Source organism: Marinobacter sp. UBA3607 (assembly GCF_002375525.1).
GTDB classification, from domain to species: Bacteria; Pseudomonadota; Gammaproteobacteria; order Pseudomonadales; family Oleiphilaceae; genus Marinobacter; species Marinobacter vinifirmus.
The window spans coordinates 1-16,333 of the sequence record NZ_DFLY01000011.1; the positions used below are offsets into that span (position 1 = coordinate 1).

Below are 16,333 nucleotides of genomic sequence, written 5' to 3' on the forward strand. Positions count from 1 at the left end.
AGACCATATATGGATTCCGTGGCAAAAACCTAGCCCTTATCACTCCGAGCTACGGAAAGCACCACCGGCTGTTTCTCCCCTTCCGCAAACATCTCCCTATTGCCATTACGCATGGCCCACACGCCCCGTACGGTGGCAATGGCAATTCCCTGTTCATCCAGCTCCGGTAAGTGCTTTTCCAGGTAGTCCACGGTCACCTTGTGCGGATGGCCGATGCCGATAGCGGTGCCCTTTTCCTTAGCGGTTTTGATCAGTTCCTTGAATTGCTGATCCACAAACTCCTCAGTCTGTTCGTGGTCCAGGAACACATCCCGGGTCAGGCTCGGGATTTTGTAGGCATCGGCCACGCTGCCAGCGATAGAGTTGGCGATGGTGCGGCTGTCTACGAAGTACACCGGGTACTTGTTGAGTTCTTTCATCACCCAGTCCATGGGTTGAAGCTGCTGGGTCAGCAGGCTGCCCATGTGGTTGTTCACGCCCACCACGTGGGGGATGGACTGCAGGGAGCGCCGCAGGGTGGTGGCCATGGTGCCTTCGTCCATGTCCGGGGTCAGGCCACCGGGGCCAAGCCCGAAGTTGCGGGTGTTGGCCATGGGCGCGTGCAGCATGATCTCTTTCTGTTTCTTGTGGGCCAGCTTGGCCAGCGGCACGGTATGGCGCCGGAAAGGCAGGAACGCCAGCGTCAGCGGTTGTTCCATCCGGGCCAGGCGTTCACCTTCGTGAAGGTTGTGGCCCATGTCATCAATGATGATGGCGATGGTGGGCGGCTGGTGCTCTGCCGGCTGGGCGGCCACAAAAGGGCTCAGCGCCAGTAGCATTACCCGGAGCAGGGTCGTTCTGAGTTTCACTGATCTTTGCCCTGCTGGCCGCTGTCGCCCTTGCGGTTAAGAATGCGCATGCCTTTAAGCAAATTCAGGGCGGAGCGCAGCTGGTAGTCACGGTTGGCGGCAGACTGCTCCGCTTCGGCTTGCTGCTTGCGCTCTTCCTTCGCTTTTTCTTCGTTCTCGCCGGTCAGGTGGCCGGTCAGGTCTGCCTCTGTGAAGAACGGGCGGCTGTCCAGCTCGGTCAGCTCAGCCGGGCGCACCTCGATATCCGGTTTGATACCGGTAGCCTGAATGGAGCGGCCGTCGGGGGTGAAATAGCGAGCTGTGGTCATCTTGATGGCATGGGTTTCATCCAGCGGGATGACTGTTTGCACGCTGCCCTTGCCGAAGGACTGGGTGCCCATGATCACCGCACGCTCGTGGTCCTGCAGGGCGCCGGCCAGGATTTCGGAAGCCGAGGCGGAGCCGCCGTTAATCAGCACCACAATCGGGGTGTCGGCCATCACATCGCCCGGCTTGGCGCTAAAGCGCAGCCTTGAGCTCTGGATGCGCCCCTCGGTGTAGACAATCAGGCCTTCATCAATCAGCGCATCGGCGGTTTCTACGGCAGCCTGAAGCACGCCGCCCGGGTTGTTGCGAAGGTCGATCACCAGGCCGTCCAGGTCGCTGCCATGCTCATCTTTCAGATCATTCAGGGCTTTGAGGAACTGTTTACCGGTTTCCGCCTGGAACTGGGTAATGCGCACATAGCCGTAACCGTTTTCAATCATCCGGGATTTGATGCTGGTTACCTTGATGATATCGCGGGTTACATCAATCTCGATCGGCGCGGTTTCGCCTTCGCGCATGATGGTCAGCGTGAGTACCGAGCCGGGCTTGCCGCGCATCAGGTTGACGGCTTCTTCCAGCGACATGCCCTTCACCGGTTTTTCATCCAGCTTGATAATCAGGTCGCCGGCCTGCACGCCCGCTTTCTGGGCCGGGGTGTCGTCGATGGGGGAAATGACTTTCACAAAGCCGTTTTCCATGCCCACTTCAATGCCCAGGCCACCAAACTCGCCGGAGGTGCTTTCTTCCAGCTCTTCGTAGTCTTTCGGGGCCAGGTAGGTGGAGTGCGGGTCCAGGTCTGAGAGCATGCCCTTGATGGCGCTTTCCAGCAGCTCGCTGTCGGAAACTTCTTCTACGTAGGCGTCTTTGATGCGGGCGAACACTTCAGTGAACTTGCGCAGGTCTTCCAGCGGCAGTTGTTCTTCCGGGTCCGGCAGTTTCAGTTCTACCCGCTCGCCGTCCTGGATACCTTCGATGATGTCCCGGCTTTGGGCATCCTGGGCCAGGGCGAGTCCGGGCAGGGTAAACAAACAGGTCGCAAGGGTAAGGCTGCGAAGTTGTGAGATCTGGAGTTTGCCGGTGACTCGTTTCATCCACATATCCTGTTTTGTTTCCAATAGTTGGACTAATTTCCTGATTTCGACAGTATGGCGTTCGCGGCGCCGTTTGTCAGCCCTTTGCGTCGGGGGACAAAACTCAGGGCTTGCCCAGCCAGCGGAGGGGGTTGACCGGCTTTCCGTTCTGGCGAACTTCGAAGTAGACCGCCGGGTCTTCGGTGCCGCCGGTGCGGCCGGAAAGGGCAATGGTTTCTCCGGCCCGAACCCAGTCGCCGGGTGCGGTGAACAGGCTGCTGCTGTGGCCGTACAGGGTCATGTAGCCATCGCCGTGATCGATAATGGTCATCAGCCCGAAACCCCGCAACCAGTTGGCGAAGACCACGCGGCCATAGTGTACGGCGGTGACTTCCGCGTTTTCTGCCGTGTTCATGATCAGGCCGCTGCGGCGCAATTTGCCGTCAGCATAGGCGGCGCCGTAGTTGGTGACCACGCGGCCCTTGGCGGGCCAGGGCAGTTTGTCCCGCAGTGACTTGAACGGGCGGGATTCGTTGGGAGAGGGGATGTTGGCGATGGCCTGCTGCACTTCTTCCAGCAGCTGCTCAAGGCGTTTGCGGTCAGTTTCCAGGTCGTCCCGCTCACTGCGCCGGCTGCGGATGTCCTGTTTCAGGGCGACCAGGGTTTGTTCCCGCTCGGCTTTGCTTTGCGTCAGTTGCTGCTGGCGTTGTTCCAGGTCTGCTTCGGTCTTTGCCAGTTCCACCCGCGATGCCTGCACCGCGGCCCGGGCCTGTTTCAACTCCTGGAGGCTCTTCTGGAAGGCTTGAAGACGCTCGACGGTGTCGTTGCTGAGGTATTCGTAGTAGGTGAGGGTTCGGGCAATCTGGCCCGGTTCTATTTCGTTCAGCAGGATCTTCAGGGCCGGGGCGTCGCCTTCCATCCAGGCGGCGCGAATCTGCGTTTTCAGGCCTTCCCGTTGTGATTCAAGGGTGTCGGCCAACTGGCGTTCCTGCGTTCGCAGTTCATCCAGGCGCTGTTGTTGCTGATCGGCTTTCTCGCGCAGTTCCCGGCGCTCACGGGTCAGCTGGCTGATTCTTTGCTCGGTACGGGCCAGTTGCTGCTCCAGGCTGGAGCGGTCTTTCTCGGCATCTTTCAGCCATTCGTCAATGCTGGCAATGCGCTTTTTCAGCGCCTCCACCTGTTCGGGGGTTACGTCATCCCGGGCATGCAGTGGCGTGACTCCCAGAACGAGAGCCAGCGCCAGTGCGAGGACATACTTCAAGGTATCTGCCTTAAGCCGGATCAGTTGATCTCGGCCAGGCTGCGCCCGGACATTTCCTGAGGTTGCTGCAGCCCCATCAGTGTCAGCAGGGTGGGTGCGATATCGCACAGGCTGCCGTCGTCTTTAAGGTTGACGTTGCGATGGCCGGTATAAACCAGCGGCACCGGTCCAATGGTGTGGGAGGTGTGTACCTGGCCGGAGTTGGGATCGGTCATCTGTTCGCAGTTGCCGTGGTCAGCGGTGATCAGGGCTTCGCCGCCTACTTCGTCCAGCGCTTCCACAACTCGCTGTACGCACTGGTCCAGACACTCGGCGGCCTTGACGGCAGCGTCCATCTTACCGGTATGGCCAACCATGTCGCCGTTGGCGTAGTTGCACACGATCAGGTCGTATTTGCCGCTCTTGATGGCTTCGACCAGCTTGTCGGTTACTTCCGGCGCGCTCATTTCCGGCTGCAGGTCGTAGGTGGCGACTTTCGGGGATGGCACCAGGATGCGGTCTTCGCCTTCAAACGGAGTTTCCAGGCCGCCATTGAAGAAGAAGGTCACGTGGGCGTACTTTTCGGTTTCGGCAATGCGCAGCTGGGTTTTGCCTTGGCTGGCCATGTATTCGCCAAGGCCGTTGGCCAGTTGCTCGGGCGGATAGGCGCAGGAGGTTTTGATGTCTGCTGCGTACTCGGTCAGCATCACAAAGTCGGCCAGTGCCGGGTGCTTGCGGCGGTCGAAGCCGTCGAACGCCTGGTCCACGAAGGTGCGAGTCATTTCCCGTGCTCGGTCAGCCCGGAAATTCATGAACAGTACCGAATCGCCGTCGTTGACGGTGCCTTCCGGTTGGCCTTCCGCTCGAATGTGAGTGGCTTTTACAAACTCGTCATTTTCGCCCCGCTCGTAGGCTTGATCCAGTGCGGTGAGCGGGTCCTCAAACGTGAACTCCGCTTCACCCAACGTCATGGCGTTGTAAGCGGCTTCCACCCGATCCCAGCGGTTGTCGCGGTCCATGGCAAAGTAGCGGCCCACGATAGTCGCCACCCGGCCAACGCCCAGGGCTTTCATTTTGGTTGCGGCTTTTTCCAGGGACGGGCGGGCGCTGCGCGGGGGCATGTCGCGGCCGTCCAGGAAGGCGTGGATATAGACTTCTTTGGCGCCACGGGCTGCGGCCAGTTCCGCTGCTGCCAGCATATGGTCTTCGTGGCTGTGAACGCCGCCCGGAGACAGCAGGCCCATGATGTGCACGGCCTTGTTATTCGCCACGGCTTTGTCGATGGCGTTGCACAGGGCTTCGTTCTTCTGGAACAGGCCGTCTTCCAGGTCTTTGTCGATACGGGTCAGGCTCTGGTACACCACCCGGCCGGCGCCGAGGTTCATGTGGCCTACTTCCGAGTTACCCATCTGGCCCTGCGGCAGGCCTACAAACATGCCTGAAGTGTTGATGAGGGTCTTCGGCTGATTCTGCCAGAGCTTGTCCCAGAATGGTGTGCGGGCGTTGGAGATGGCGTTGTCTGCAGCCGGGTCACGGTGGCCCCAGCCGTCGAGAATAATCAGTGCAGTGGGCTTGCGCGTGTCGGTCATCATGTCGTCCGGTTGGTTGCGAAAACAGATTGCAAGGGAATCGTGTTAAAAGTGAGGCAGATTGTAACCGTTTTCATTTGTGCAGGCCACGCGCGCAGCGCCAAGGCTTTGCATGGCCCTGATGCACTGTTGCTATAAAGGAGGCCCCTGGCGCGTGCCACTTGCCTTCTTTGAGCCGTCAGGGGTGTGTATAATCCCGCCAAATCAAATTTTCAGGGTAGTTTCATGGATCGCTTGTTCGAATTCGTTGTTAACCACTACATTCTGGTTTCTGTTTTTGTGGCGCTGCTGCTGGCGCTTCTGGTGCTGGAGTCCCGCCGTGGTGGTGCCAAGATTTCCGCCCAGGGTGCGGTGTCTCTGATCAACAAAGACGAAGCCGTAGTGGTGGATATCCGTGACCGCAAAGACTTCGGCGAAGGTCGTATTACCGGTTCCCTGAACATTCCCCTCAGTGGCATCAAGGGCCGTGCCAACGAGCTGAGCAAGCACAAAGACAAGCAGATCATCGTGGTCGACAAGATGGGCCAGCACTCTGCAATGGCGGTCAAATACCTGAAGGAAGAAGGCTTTACCAACGTGGTGCGCCTGAACGGTGGTATCGCCGACTGGAAAGCCAGCAACCTTCCGCTGGTGAAAAAGTAACAGGGCTTGATCTGATTGCCGATCTGAAGCACTGTTTCACATTACCTGCCGGGGCCTGTGTTTAGACTGTTCCGGCACACGTGACTATAACAACGGGCTGCGCCCGACCTACGAAAACGAAAGGACTGATCATGGCTGAGAACCAGCAAGCCGCAGGCAACGAAAACCAGAACCAACCACAGTTCGCCCTTCAGCGCATCTATGTGAAGGACCTGTCTTTTGAATCACCCAACTCGCCGCTGGTATTCCAGGAGCAGTGGAAGCCGCAGGTGAACCTGGACCTGAACACCGCCCACAACAAGCTCAGCGACAACCAGTACGAAGTGGTTCTGTCCCTGACTGTTACCGCCAAGGTGGGTGATAAGGTCGCCTATATTGTTGAAATCCAGCAGGCGGGTGTGTTCCTGGTAGCCGGTATTGAAGGTGCCCAGCTGGGCCAGATGCTCGGCGCCTACTGCCCGAACATCCTGTTCCCATACGCCCGCGAGGCCATCGACGCCACCGTTAACCGTGGCAGCTTCCCGGCACTGATGCTGGCGCCGGTGAACTTCGATGCGATCTACGCCCAGGCGCTCAAGCGCAAGCAGGAAGAAGCCGCAGGCGAAGCGAAGGAAGAGCAGACGCACTGATTGCTGCAGTCGTTCTTCGAAGCAAAAAAAAACCGGCCAACGCCGGTTTTTTTATGCCTGTAAACTTTTGACTGCACTACACCGCCCCGGGAAAACCCAGCTGTCGCCAGGCTTCATACACCACCAAGGCGGCAGTGTTGGACAGGTTCAGGCTGCGGCTTTGTGGTTGCATGGGCACCCGCAGCCGGTGCTCCGCTGGCAGGGCTTCCCGCACATCAACAGGCAGGCCCCGGGTTTCCGGGCCGAACATCAGGTAGTCACCATCCTCGAAGGCCACTTCGTGGTACTGCCGTGAACCCCTGGTGGTGAGACCGAACAACCGGGCTGGCTGTTCGGTTTCCAGAAAACTGGCGTAATCCGGATGGATCTTTACCGTGGCGTACTCGCTGTAATCCAGCCCGGCCCGGCGCATCTGCTTGTCCTCCAGGGAGAAGCCCAAAGGTTCAATCAGGTGCAGCTGGCAGCCGGTGTTGGCGCAGAGCCGGATGATGTTGCCAGTATTTGGCGGTATCTCCGGCTCATAGAGTACAACGTGCAGCACGTGGCTTAGCGTTCCACGGCCAGGGCTACACCCATGCCACCACCAATGCACAGGGTGGCCAGGCCTTTCTTGGCGTCGCGGCGTGCCATTTCGTGCAGCAGGCTAACCAGGATGCGACAGCCGGAAGCGCCAATCGGGTGGCCGATGGCAATGGCGCCGCCATTCACATTCACCTTATCGGTATCCCAGCCCATATCCCGGTTTACAGAGATCGCCTGGGCCGCGAAGGCTTCGTTGGCTTCAACCAGGTCCAGGTCTGATGCGCTCCAGCCGGCCCGCTCCAGGCAGCGCTGGCTGGCGGGAATGGGGCCGGTGCCCATGATGGTGGGGTCTACACCTGCATTGGCGTGGGCCTTGATGGTGGCGAGCGGAGTCAGGCCCAGCTCCCGAGCTTTATCGGCACTGCACACCAGGACAGCAGCGGCGCCATCGTTCAGGGATGACGCGTTGCCCGCGGTTACCGAGCCGTCTTTCTTGAAGGCCGGGCGCAGTTTGGCCAGGCTGTCACTGGTAACGCCATCGCGGGGGCATTCGTCTTTGGCTACAACAATCGGGTCGCCCTTACGCTGGGGAATGCTGACCGGAACGATCTGGCCGTCAAAGTAGCCGGCGTTCTGGGCCGCGACCGCCTTTTGCTGGGAGGCGGCGGCAAAGGCGTCCTGCTCTTCACGGCTGATGCCGTACTTCTCAACAATGTTCTCGGCGGTGATACCCATGTGGTAATCGTTGAAGGCATCCCACAGGCCGTCGTTCACCATGGTGTCGATCATGCTCCAGTTACCCATGCGCTGGCCGTTACGGCTGTTGGGGAGCACGTGCGGGGCCTGGCTCATGCTTTCCTGGCCGCCGGCAATCACCACTTCAGCGTCGCCACACTGGATGCTCTGCACAGCCATATGAACCGCCTTCAGGCCGGAGCCACACACCTTGTTGATGGTGATGGCCGGTACCGAACTGGGCAGGCCGGCGTTGATGGCCGCCTGGCGGGCCGGGTTCTGCCCGCAACCGGCGGTGAGAACCTGGCCGAGAATGACCTCACCCACCTGCTCGCCGGCGATGCCGGTTTCTTCCATCAGGGCCTTGATAACGGCAGTACCGAGCTGGTCAGCACGCAGGCTGGACAAGCCACCACCAAAACTGCCGACAGCGGTACGTTTTGCGGCAACGATCACGACATCACGCATGGGAAATCTCCGTTGTAGTGGGCAGGCTCGGAACAGGCCCGCCTCGTTTGAAATAGATGGCGGGCATTGTAGCGGTAAAGCGTCGGGGCGCCAAAGCCACCATGGTCGGGTAGTGGCTGTGGGCGGTTTACATGTTCAGGCTACGGCCACCGTCAACGCTGATAATCTGGCCGGTTACGAAGGGGGCATCACACATCAGCCAGGTCCTTGGCCCAGGAGCGGGTGAGGGCGGCGAGGCCGGCCTTGCTGGCGCAGTACAGCGGGTGGTCCTTGAGGGGCTTTTCGCTGTAGATGTCGATCAGGTTCACCACCGCACCGGAGCTTTTCTTGAGGGCCGGCAGGCAGTGCTGGAGCAGGAAGAAGGGGGCTTTCAGGTTGGCGCCCATAATTTCTTGCCAGTCGTCCTCGGTGGCGCTTTTCGTGGGGTTGGGGTAGAACACCGACGCGTTGTTCACCAGCCCGTCCAGTCGCTGCCAGTGCTCGCAGGCGGTTTTTGCCAGGCGGGCGAGGTCTTCAGGATTGGTCAGGTCGGCCTGTGCCGAGGTGGCGGAGTCTGCCCGTTCCCGGTTCAGTTTGTCGATCAGTTGCCGGGCCTGTTCCTGCCGGCTCCGGTAATGGATGACCACATTCCAGCCCCGGCCATGGAGGGTTTCGGCAGTGTGGGCGCCCAGGCGGTGGGCAGCACCGGTGATCAGAGCAACGGGAGCGGCCATAACGACGTCCTCAGGATGATGGATTCAGTACCCGGGTGATACGCGCCAGCCGCTCATTCCGGATTGCTTCGCCGAGCTCTTTGCCCATGAAGCCCTGCTTCAGCAAGTCCTGCGGATTTACACCGGTAGCTTCTCCTGCAGCGGCGTGCAGCTGCTCCAGAAGGCTCTGTTGCGCCTCCGGGAGCGTGCAGGCCAATGTGTCGAGCAGGGCATCGAAACGCTCGCTGCGGCGCCACAGATCTGCGGTATCCAGCAATTCCAGGATCTCTTCTGAAGAAATACTGTCTGTAGGATGTCGGGATAGTTCGGCCATAAACCGGCATACCAGTCGGCTCATATCCCGGCAATCATTGGGGCTTTTCATGGCCTTTGCGCGGGTAATGGCCAGTTCTTCAGGCACGGCACCCAGAAGGGCGGCAAAGCGCTGGGCGGTGTTGCCCTGCTGGTGGTGAATGCACTCCAGTGCCTTAACGCCGGCCCGGAACACGGTTGCATCCTCCAGCTCCGGAATCAGTACCGCCAGTGCTCCGAGTTCCCGAAGGACTTCGAAAAATACGGTGGGCGCATTTTCGTGCAGTGCCCGCTGGATTTCCTGCCACACCCGTTCCGGCACCAGGTGTTCCAGTTCGCCATCGGCAATCATCTGGCGCATCAGGGTCATGGTTTCAGGACAGATGCTGAAGCCCAGCGGATGCAGGCGGGCGGCAAAACGGGCGGTGCGCAGAATGCGAAGGGGGTCTTCGGCAAAGGCTTCGGACACATGGCGCAGGGTTTTGTGCTGAAGATCGGTATGGCCGTTGAACGGGTCCACCAGCTGGCCGTCTTCAGCCTGTGCCATGGCGTTGATGGTCAGGTCCCGGCGCTTGAGGTCTTCCTCCAGGGTAACGTCCGGCGCGCTGTACACGGAAAAACCGTGGTAGCCGCGGCCCTGTTTGCGCTCGGTGCGGGCCAGGGCATATTCCTCGCCGGTTTTCGGGTGCAGGAACACCGGAAAGTCGGCACCCACCTGCTTGAAGCCCCTCGCCTTCATCTGCTCCGGTGTGGCGCCAACCACCACCCAGTCCCGGTCTTTGACCTTCAGGCCCAAAAGTTGGTCACGAACGGCGCCGCCTACCAGATAGGTTTGCATGGGAAACCCTGTGTTTAAGCCGGCTCAGACTGCTTCTGTGGCCGCAATATCACGGATCTTGCCAACCATGGCACGCAGGCCGTTGCCGCGTGTGGGAGAGATGTGGCGGAACAGGTCGAGTTGCTCGAACAGTTCGTCGATATCGGTGGCGAGCAGGTCGCGGGGTGTCTTGCCGTTCAGGGCTACCAGGATGATGGCCGCCAGGCCACGTACGATGATGGCGTCGGAGTCGATCAGCAGGAACAGTTTGCCGCTGTCTTCATCATGATGATGAATCAGCCACACCTGGCTTTGGCAGCCGTGAACGTAGTTCTCTTCGATACGGGCCTCATCCGGAAACGCCGGCAGCTGTTTGCCCAGGTCCACGATGTAGGCGTAGCGTTCTTCCCAGTCATCCAGGAATTCGAAGGTGTCCAGTACGTCTTCCAGGGTGGTCTTGGTACCGAGAGGGTTCTCGAGAAATTGTTCCTTGCTGGCGGTCATAGCATTCCCAGTTCAAGCTTGGCTTCGTCGGTGAGCATATCGTTGTTCCAGGGCGGATCAAAGGTGAGGTCTACGGTCACTTTGTCCACGTTGGGCACATGCTCCACCTTGGTTTGTACATCGTTGGTGATGACCGGCCCCATGCCGCAGCCAGCCGCGGTGAGGGTCATCTTGATGTACACGTGGTTGCCGTCTTCGGTGCCGTTCTGGATCTGGCAGTCGTAGATCAGGCCCAGATCCACCACGTTCACCGGAATTTCCGGGTCGTAGCAGTTACGCAGGGCTTCCCACACCTGGTTTTCGTTAACCGTGCCGTCTTCCGGGGTCTCGAAGCTGCTTTCCAGGGGCTGTTTGCCCAGCGCGTCGGCGTCGTGGCCTTCAATCCGGGCCAGGTTGCCGTTCACCGCCACGGTAAACGTACCACCGAGGGACTGGGTGATGGTCACGAAGGTGTCCGACGGAATCATGATCTCCGTACCGGAAGGCACCAGCCGGGCTTCCACTTCGCGCTTTGTCAGTACGACTTCCCGTTCTTGCATGCTCAGTAAGACCTCTATTCAAGCCACCGTAAAACTCTCGCCGCACCCGCATTCCGCCGTGGCGTTGGGGTTGCGGAAGCGGAACAGGGAGTTCACGCCTTCGGTGACAAAGTCGATTTCAATGCCATTCACCAGGGGCAGGTGTTCCTGCTTTACGTACACATCCACGCCGTCGATGGTAAAAATGCGGTCGTCGGATTCGGGGGTTTCTACCCACTGGGTTTCGTATTTGAAGCCGGAGCAGCCACTCTTTTTGATGGCCAGGCGAATGCCCCTGGCTTCCGGTTTCTTGTCCAGTTGTTTGCGAACGTGTTTGACCGCTGTCGGGGTCATGGTCACGTTCACGGTGTTCGGGGTGAAGACTTCGGCTGTCATGTTTCCACCTCCTCAGGCAAACAGGCGCTGGATCTTCTGCAGGCCGGTGAATAATTTCTCGACCTCTTCCAGCGTATTGTAGAACGCAAATGAAGCCCGGGCTGTACCGGGTACTCCGTAGAAATCCATCAGAGGCATGGCGCAATGATGGCCGGTGCGGATGGCAATGCCTTGCTGGTCCAGCAGGGTGCCGATGTCGCTGGGGTGCAGGCCGGCGATCTTGAACGACATTACCGGCACTTTCTGTTTCGCGGTACCGATGATTTCCATGCCGGGCACGGTTTCCACCAGCTCGTTGGCACGGGCCAGCAGGGCGTTTTCGGCTGCTTCCATGGCCTTGCGGTCCAGGCTGTCCAGGTAATTGATAGCTGCCGCCAGGCCAACCGCTTCGGCGATGGCCGGGGTGCCGGCTTCAAATTTGTAGGGCAGTACGTTCCAGGTGGTACGTTCGAACGATACCCGCTCGATCATCTCGCCGCCACCCTGGTATGGAGGCATCTCTTCCAGCAGTTCAGCGCGGCCATACAGCACACCGATACCGGTGGGGCCGAACAGTTTGTGGGAAGAGAACACGTAGAAGTCGCAGCCCAATGCCTGCACATCCGGCTTGAAGTGGGGCACGGCCTGGGCCCCGTCGATCAGGGTGATCACGCCCTGTTTCTTGGCCTGCTCGATCAGCGGCGCAATCGGGTTTACCGTTCCCAGCACGTTGGAGACGTGGGTAAGGGCCAGTACCCGGGTTCGCTCGTTCAGCAGGCTGTTGAAGGAATCCAGGTCCAGCTCGCCTTCCGGGGTTACCTGCACAGGGATCACCCTGGCGCCGGTGCGCTCGGCCACCATCTGCCAGGGCACGATGTTGGCGTGGTGCTCCATATGGCTGACCAGGATTTCGTCGCCGGCTTTCAGGCGCGGGGCCAGGCCGTTGGCCACCAGGTTGATGGCCTCGGTGGTGCCGCGGGTCCAGATGATTTCGTTGGTGCCGGGTGCGTTCAGGAAGTGGCGAACCACTTCCCGGGCACCTTCAAAGGCGGTCGTGGCCCGGTCGCCCAGGGTGTGGGCGCCACGGTGCACGTTGGAGTGCATTTCCCGATAGTAGCGGTCCATGGCATCCAGCACGGCGACGGGCTTCTGGGCCGAGGCGCCGTTGTCCAGATACACCAGGGGCTTCCCGTTGATTTCCTGTGCCAGGATCGGGAAGTCGCGGCGGATGCTTTCCACATCAAGCGCCGGCGAGGTGGTGTTGGTTGCCACAGACAGATCGGTCATGCCGCTCAGGCCTCCTGAAAGGTTTGATCGAAGAAATCATTCAACCGCGCCTGGGCGGTGTCTCGCACGGCTTCTACCGGAATCTGCTCGACCAGCTCGTTGATGAACGCCATGGTCAGCAATACGTTGGCCTGCCGGCGACCGATGCCTCGGGAAACCAGGTAGAACACGGAAGTTTCATCCAGCTGGCCAATGGTAGCTCCGTGGGCGCACTTGACGTCATCCGCGTAGATTTCCAGCTCCGGCTTGGTGTCGATCTCGGCACCGTTGGAGAGCAGCAGGTTCTTGTTGTTCATATCCGCGTTGGACTTCTGGGCGTCCTGGTGGATATGAATCCGGCCATTAAACACCGCGTGGGACTGGTCCGCAGCAATGTTGCGGTAGGTCTCTTCGCTGTTGCAGTGGGCGGCTACGTGGTCAATGGAGGTGTGGTTGTCGTAGTGCTGTTTACCCTGGGTAACCACCACGCCATTGAGCTTGGTTTCCGCGCCTTCGCCTTCCAGGCGAACCTGCAGGTCGTGCCGGCGCAGCGGGCCGCCGAAGCCCACGCAGTGGCTTTCGAAGCGGGAGTTGCGCTGTTGCAGTACGCCGGTAGCGCCAATGTGCTGTACGGTTTCGCCTTCCATGGTCAGGCGAATGCTGGTGATGTTGGCGCCATCGGCCAGCTGGAATTCGGTAACGGTATCAACCAGGGCCGCAGAATCGCCTTCGGAGACGTAGGCTTCCACCAGCGTCATCTCGCTGTTGGTGCCGGCCTCGACAAAAATGCGCGGGAAGGCAGAGCCATTCTGGGTAGCCGCGGTTTCATGGATGATGAACAGCGGCTTGTCCAGCACTGCGTTGGCGCCAAGGCGAATCAGCAGGCCGTCTTCAAAGCGGGCGCTGTTGATCTGGGCAAACTGGGTTTGCTCTGCATCGAGGGTGCTGCCCAGTTTCTGCGCCAGGGCGCTGGCGTCGTCCGCATCCAGGTCGCTGAAGTGCTGAACGGTGATGCCGCCCTGGTCCGGGTACTGGCTGTCGGCGCGGTTGATTGCACCGTTGTTGAGCACAATCCGGTAACCGGGTACGTCCAGGCTGCTGGCCTTTCCGGTAGCCGGCAGGGTGGCGGCCATGTCTTCGGTCAGCTTCAGGTACTTGCTGGAGTATTTCCAGTTTTCGGTTTTCCGGGTCGGCATGGGCATGTCTGCCAGTGCTGCAGCCCGCTCGTTACGCAGTGCCAGCAAAGGTTCCGGCAGGGATTGCCCGGCCGGCTGCAGGAAAGCGCCGGAAAGCATAGGTACAGATTTCATTCCGCGGCCTCCTGATCAGTTGCTGGTGTCTTCGTCTTTGATGCCCAACCAGCCGTAACCTTTTTCTTCCAGTTCCAGGGCCAGTTCGCGGCCGCCGGATTTGACGATTCTGCCGCCGGCCAGTACGTGCACGTAATCCGGCACGATGTGGTTCAGCAGGCGCTGGTAGTGGGTCACCATCAGGATGGCGCGGTCTTCGGCACGCAGGGCGTTGACGCCGTTGGATACGACTTGCAGGGCGTCGATGTCGAGGCCGGAGTCGGTTTCATCCAGAATGGCCAGTTTCGGCTGCAGCAGCAGGGCCTGCATGATTTCGTTACGCTTTTTCTCGCCACCGGAGAAACCTTCGTTCACGCCGCGCTTGAGGAAAGCCGGGTCCAGGTCTACCTGCTTGGAGACTTCCTTTGCCAGCTTCATGAACTCGGCAGCGTTCATTTCTTCTTCGCCCCGGTGCTTGCGCATGGCATTTACGGCGGTGCGCAGGAACTGCAGGTTGCTTACGCCAGGGATTTCCACCGGGTACTGGAATGCCAGGAAGATGCCTTCGCGGGCGCGCTCTTCGGTTTCCAGGTCCAGCAGGTTGTCGCCGTTGAGGGTGACTTCGCCGCTGGTGACTTCAAATGCGTCGTTGCCTGCCAGAACCTGTGACAGGGTACTCTTACCGGAACCGTTCGGGCCCATGATGGCGTGAACTTCCCCGGCTTTGATCTCCAGGTTGATGCCCTTGAGGATTTCTTTGCCCTCAACGGAGGCGTGCAGGTTTTTGATGCTCAGCATTTGTACGCTTCTCTCTATTAACCGTCTGAATTCTTTGTCCGCCCCAAATTCTGGGGGAGTCAGCCATCAGGGTGTCCCTTCCGGGATACGCTGTGAATACGTTCCCTGTACGCTCGACAAAATCATCCCTGATTTTGACGATCCCGGAAGGGACACCCTGACGGCTTCCGCGATACTTTTGTGTATGCCGTCTCTTTAACCGACGGAGCCTTCAAGGCTCACTTCCAGCAGCTTGCCGGCTTCTACCGCAAACTCCATCGGCAGCTCCTTGAACACTTCCTTGCAGAAGCCGTTCACGATCATGGACACCGCCTGCTCCGGGTCGATACCGCGCTGGCGGCACAGGAACATCTGCTCGTCGCTGACCTTGGAGGTGGTGGCTTCGTGCTCCACGATGGCCGATTTGTTCTTGCTTTCGATGTACGGGAAGGTGTGGGCGCCACAGCGGTCGCCGATCAGCAGCGAGTCGCACTGGGTAAAGTTACGCGCACCTTCTGCACCCGGACCGAATTTCACCAGGCCGCGGTAGGCGTTGGAGCTGCGGCCGGCGGAGATGCCCTTGGAGATGATGGTGCTCCGGGTGTTTTTGCCCAGGTGGATCATCTTGGTGCCGGTGTCGGCCTGCTGGTAGTTGTGGGTGAGGGCGACGGAGTAGAACTCGCCTACGCTGTTCTCACCGCGCAGTACGCAGCTCGGGTATTTCCAGGTGATGGCGGAGCCGGTTTCTACCTGGGTCCAGGAGATCTTGGAGTTTTTGCCGATGCAGGCGCCGCGCTTGGTGACGAAGTTGTAGATGCCGCCTTTGCCGTTTTCGTCGCCCGGGTACCAGTTCTGTACGGTAGAGTATTTGATCTGGGCGTCGTCCAGGGCGACCAGTTCTACCACCGCTGCGTGCAGCTGGTTTTCGTCCCGCATGGGGGCGGTGCAGCCTTCCAGGTAGCTCACGTAGCTGCCTTCTTCGGCGATGATCAGGGTACGTTCGAACTGGCCGGTGTTGGCGGCGTTAATCCGGAAGTAGGTGGACAGTTCCATGGGGCAGCGAACGCCCTTCGGGATGTAAACGAAGGAGCCGTCGGAGAATACGGCGGAGTTCAGGGCAGCGAAGTAGTTGTCGCCGGCCGGGACTACGCTACCCAGGTATTTCTTCACCAGTTCCGGATACTTCTGTACTGCCTCGGAAATGGGGCAGAAGATCACGCCGGCTTTTTCCAGCGGTTCCTTGAAGGTGGTGGCTACCGAAACGGAATCGAAGACCGCATCAACCGCTACACCGGCCAGCTTGGCCCGTTCGTGCAGGGGGATGCCCAGTTTTTCGTAGGTGCGCAGCAGCTCCGGATCAACGTCGTCCAGGCTCTGGGGCATGTCTTCTTTTTTCTTGGGCGCGGAGTAGTAAGAGATGGCGTCGTAGTCCACCTTCGGGAAGTCCACGTGGGCCCATTCCGGCTCGTCCATTTCCAGCCAGCGACGGTAGGCCTTCAGGCGCCATTCCAGCATGAACTCCGGCTCCTGCTTGATCTCGGACAGGCGGCGGATTACGTCTTCGTTGAGGCCGGGCTCGAAGGTGTCGGATTCAATCTCGGTCACGAATCCGTGTTCGTATTCCCGTTTGATCAGCTCGTTCACCTCTTTATCGGTGGTCGCCATGATCGTCGCTCCGTAATTCTCTCATCTGGGGCTTGGTGCCTGAGTGGCGGGGCAGGGCTCTGTTGGCCC

General features: G+C 59.7%; 17 protein-coding genes. 2 read left to right on the top strand and 15 right to left on the bottom strand.

Going from position 1 to position 16,333, the window contains the following annotated elements; translation table 11 throughout:
* Positions 1–29: 29 nt before the first annotated feature.
* From B2589_RS03795 to gpmM, 4 genes are all read right to left on the bottom strand, one after another.
* On the bottom strand, positions 30–818 hold the full coding sequence (locus B2589_RS03795; protein WP_414673926.1) for a divergent polysaccharide deacetylase family protein: 789 nt from the start codon (positions 816–818) through the stop codon (positions 30–32).
* Positions 819–844: 26 nt separating this feature from the next.
* On the bottom strand, positions 845–2,245 hold the full coding sequence (locus tag B2589_RS03800) for a S41 family peptidase (protein WP_199456527.1): 1,401 nt from the start codon (positions 2,243–2,245) through the stop codon (positions 845–847).
* Positions 2,246–2,348: 103 nt separating this feature from the next.
* Positions 2,349–3,485: a murein hydrolase activator EnvC family protein gene (locus tag B2589_RS03805; protein WP_414673924.1), complete on the bottom strand. Its 1,137-nt coding sequence runs from the start codon at positions 3,483–3,485 to the stop codon at positions 2,349–2,351.
* 20 nt (positions 3,486–3,505) lie between these two features.
* Positions 3,506–5,053, bottom strand: a complete 1,548-nt coding sequence (gene gpmM / locus B2589_RS03810; protein WP_286815671.1) for a 2,3-bisphosphoglycerate-independent phosphoglycerate mutase — start codon at positions 5,051–5,053, stop codon at positions 3,506–3,508.
* Between the two features lie 225 nt (positions 5,054–5,278).
* Between gpmM and B2589_RS03815 the strand changes: the two genes are divergently transcribed.
* Together B2589_RS03815 and secB are read left to right on the top strand one after the other, a co-directional pair.
* Positions 5,279–5,695, top strand: coding sequence for a rhodanese-like domain-containing protein (locus B2589_RS03815; protein ID WP_022989281.1), 417 nt, complete (start codon positions 5,279–5,281; stop codon positions 5,693–5,695).
* A 131-nt stretch (positions 5,696–5,826) separates the two neighbouring features.
* The gene (gene secB, locus B2589_RS03820; RefSeq protein WP_273132838.1) at positions 5,827–6,324 is read left to right on the top strand and encodes a protein-export chaperone SecB; all 498 of its coding nucleotides are present in this window, start codon (positions 5,827–5,829) and stop codon (positions 6,322–6,324) included.
* 76 nt (positions 6,325–6,400) lie between these two features.
* Here the strand turns inward: secB and trmL are convergent, their stop codons facing one another.
* The 11 genes from trmL to sufB form a co-directional block, all read right to left on the bottom strand.
* Positions 6,401–6,865: a tRNA (uridine(34)/cytosine(34)/5-carboxymethylaminomethyluridine(34)-2'-O)-methyltransferase TrmL gene (trmL, locus tag B2589_RS03825; protein ID WP_286815672.1), complete on the bottom strand. Its 465-nt coding sequence runs from the start codon at positions 6,863–6,865 to the stop codon at positions 6,401–6,403.
* A 5-nt stretch (positions 6,866–6,870) separates the two neighbouring features.
* On the bottom strand, positions 6,871–8,049 hold the full coding sequence (locus B2589_RS03830) for an acetyl-CoA C-acetyltransferase (RefSeq protein ID WP_286815673.1): 1,179 nt from the start codon (positions 8,047–8,049) through the stop codon (positions 6,871–6,873).
* Between the two features lie 188 nt (positions 8,050–8,237).
* Positions 8,238–8,762: an SDR family NAD(P)-dependent oxidoreductase gene (locus B2589_RS03835; RefSeq protein ID WP_286815674.1), complete on the bottom strand. Its 525-nt coding sequence runs from the start codon at positions 8,760–8,762 to the stop codon at positions 8,238–8,240.
* 10 nt (positions 8,763–8,772) lie between these two features.
* Positions 8,773–9,891, bottom strand: a complete 1,119-nt coding sequence (locus B2589_RS03840) for a multifunctional CCA tRNA nucleotidyl transferase/2'3'-cyclic phosphodiesterase/2'nucleotidase/phosphatase (protein ID WP_286815675.1) — start codon at positions 9,889–9,891, stop codon at positions 8,773–8,775.
* A 24-nt stretch (positions 9,892–9,915) separates the two neighbouring features.
* Positions 9,916–10,374, bottom strand: coding sequence for a SufE family protein (locus tag B2589_RS03845; protein WP_286815676.1), 459 nt, complete (start codon positions 10,372–10,374; stop codon positions 9,916–9,918).
* On the bottom strand, positions 10,371–10,913 hold the full coding sequence (gene sufT / locus B2589_RS03850) for a putative Fe-S cluster assembly protein SufT (protein ID WP_022989288.1): 543 nt from the start codon (positions 10,911–10,913) through the stop codon (positions 10,371–10,373). The genes B2589_RS03845 and sufT overlap by 4 nt, the downstream gene beginning before the upstream one ends.
* Positions 10,914–10,931: 18 nt before the next feature.
* Positions 10,932–11,288, bottom strand: coding sequence for a HesB/IscA family protein (locus tag B2589_RS03855; RefSeq protein ID WP_022989289.1), 357 nt, complete (start codon positions 11,286–11,288; stop codon positions 10,932–10,934).
* Positions 11,289–11,300: 12 nt separating this feature from the next.
* A complete protein-coding gene (locus B2589_RS03860; protein WP_286815677.1) occupies positions 11,301–12,554 on the bottom strand; it encodes an aminotransferase class V-fold PLP-dependent enzyme in 1,254 nt (417 codons plus the stop codon).
* Between the two features lie 5 nt (positions 12,555–12,559).
* Positions 12,560–13,843, bottom strand: a complete 1,284-nt coding sequence (gene sufD / locus B2589_RS03865) for a Fe-S cluster assembly protein SufD (RefSeq protein WP_286815678.1) — start codon at positions 13,841–13,843, stop codon at positions 12,560–12,562.
* Between the two features lie 15 nt (positions 13,844–13,858).
* Entirely contained in the window at positions 13,859–14,620 is a 762-nt protein-coding gene (sufC, locus tag B2589_RS03870; protein ID WP_022989292.1) for a Fe-S cluster assembly ATPase SufC, read from the bottom strand.
* A 195-nt stretch (positions 14,621–14,815) separates the two neighbouring features.
* Complete coding sequence (gene sufB / locus B2589_RS03875) at positions 14,816–16,264, bottom strand: Fe-S cluster assembly protein SufB (RefSeq protein WP_286815679.1); 1,449 nt, start codon at positions 16,262–16,264, stop codon at positions 14,816–14,818.
* Positions 16,265–16,333: the final 69 nt, after the last annotated feature.